This is a genomic window from Paenibacillus darwinianus (assembly GCF_000598065.1).
Taxonomy (GTDB): domain Bacteria; phylum Bacillota; class Bacilli; order Paenibacillales; family Paenibacillaceae; genus Paenibacillus_I; species Paenibacillus_I darwinianus.
Genome location: NZ_KK082220.1, coordinates 2202 through 4420 on the forward strand (window position 1 = coordinate 2202; position 2219 = coordinate 4420).

General features: G+C 56.4%; 1 protein-coding gene. It reads right to left on the reverse strand.

Going from position 1 to position 2219, the window contains the following annotated elements:
• Positions 1 to 234: 234 nt before the first annotated feature.
• Entirely contained in the window at positions 235 to 1998 is a 1764-nt protein-coding gene (locus BG52_RS14510) for a methyl-accepting chemotaxis protein (protein WP_036586241.1), read from the reverse strand.
• Positions 1999 to 2219 lie beyond the last annotated feature (221 nt).

Sequence of the window (2219 nt, forward strand, 5' to 3'; positions counted from 1 at the left end):
GGCCAAGGAGCCGCAACGATTTACGGCGGCGGGCCGATGACGCAGGGCTCTTTGCCGCAATAAGCGCTGCGCGAAGATAAAAGAGGCCCCTATGTTTTGTGCTTCCCGGGGACCTCCGATTGGGATATCGTATAGGGGCGAGGCCCCGGCAAAAGCTCATGTCCTGGAGTCGGCTGCGGATGCAGCCGGCTTATTACGGTTACAGGCCACCGCGTGGACGCAGCCTGTTTTCTCTTATATTTTGAACCGCCGCAGCGAGGCTTGCAGCTCCACTGACATGTCGGACAGCGCTTCGGCGGAATGCGAGATTTCGTGGTTGCCGGCGAACTGCTGCTCGCTCGCGGCGGACACCTCCTGGCTGATGCTGAGGCCCGTTTCGGACATCGTGCTGACGATCCGCATAACCTCCACGATTTTATCGTTGCTCTCGGCCAGCTGCAGCACAGCCGCATTGACATCGTCCGCTTTGACATAAACGTTATTCACCGCGGTTTCGATACGATGAAACGACTCCTGAACGGCAGCCGTAGCCGCGAGCCCTTGTTCAACCTGCCTGGTGCCCGTCTCCATGGAGGCGGCGGCACCGGCGATGCCGCTTTGCGTTTGCCTGATCAGCTCCTCGATATTCCGCGAAGACCGGGAGGACTGATCGGCAAGCTTCTTGACTTCATTGGCGACGACGGCGAATCCCCGTCCGACCTCACCCGCTCTTGCCGCCTCGATCGAGGCATTCAGGGCAAGAAGGTTCGTCTGCTTGGCGATATCGTTCATGACGCCGACGATATTGCCGATCTCGCCTGCCCGCTGGTTAAGCTCCAGGATCCTATCCGTGGCGTTGCGCACAGCTGCCGATATCGCGTTCATCTGCCCGGCAATGGCTTCAACCGAATCCAGTCCGTCCCGGGAAGCGGCGGAGGCATCCTTGGACAGCAGCGCGACGGAGCCGGCCGCATTCTCGATGTGAACGATGTTCGTATTCATAAGCTGGACCGAATCGTTCGCTTGCGACACGGCGTCGACCTGCTTCTCGAATTCATCCGCCAGAAGCTGGCTGGAAGACGCCATATGATTGGCGGCATTCGATCCTTCCTGAGCGCTGGCGAGCAGCGCGGCCGACTGGACGGACAACGTTTGCGCATTGCCGTTGATTTGCTGGACCAGGCTTTGGAGCCCGTCCACCATCGCGTTGAACGACTGCGAGAGGCTGCCTACCTCGTCCCGGTAAGGATAATTGCCGCGCGCGGACAAATCGCCCGCCGCAGCCTGCTGCATTTGCAGCTGGAGGGCGCGGATCGGATGAGTAATGGCGCGATTGATCGCGACGCCGATCGCAACCATCAGCACAACGGCTGCGGCGGCTGCGATGACTATAATGCGAAAGGCGGCTGCGTAGTCTTTTCCGTTATCGTCATTCAGCTGCTCGGCCCGCACTTCCCGGTACATCGCCAATTCATTGATCAGGTTGTTCACCCGGTCTTTCAGGCGAAAAACTTCCTTGGAATACGCGCTGTACGCCTCGGTCTTCTGGCCGGCGGCGGATAGCTCCAGCATGAGGTTTAACGATTTAACGTACTGCGGATAAAGCTCGAGGAACGAATCCAGCAGCAGCTTTTCATTCTCGTCGGTATTGATCTGCTTCAGCTGATCGATTAACTCGTCGGTTTGCTTCGTCTGCTTCTCGATCTCCATGTTTAAAAGCTTCACCCGATTTGTGCTGCCGCTGACGACGGTTTCGAGCGACGCCGAATCGATTGTCCGCATATTGGTCTGGATTTGTTTGAGCCATTTCACCGGCAGCAGGCTTTCCTCGTACAAACCGGTGGAATTGGCGGCCATTCCGGCCGTATAGTAGTAGCCGACAAACCCGATGGCGAAGATGGAAACGATTGCGGTGACATTGAGAATCAGAAGTTTGGAGCGGAATTTGAGATTGCGGAGCATGCCGAATGTTCTCATCGGATAAGAAAGAATGCTGCCGAGCTTTGCGGCTGTTTTCATGAATTAATAGTGCCTCCCTTATGACTATGAAAAGCTTTTCAACAACGAGTGGGATTTTTCCTTTTTATCTCTGCGGGCGGTTTAAGGCCGGACTGCTTAATGATACCTTACTTGCCAGTACATTTCGACAGTTTTTTTGGGATTTATAGCTTAAGAAGCATGCACAGCTTATTCCGCTGGCACGACGCCGTTCTGCTCGGGCACCGGCTCGCCCGCGAAGT

What these genes read in the sequence shown, in the direction of transcription:
- BG52_RS14510 (WP_036586241.1), bottom strand. Translation starts at nt 1,998, where the DNA reads ATGAAAACAGCCGCAAAGCTCGGCAGCATTCTTTCTTATCCGATGAGA.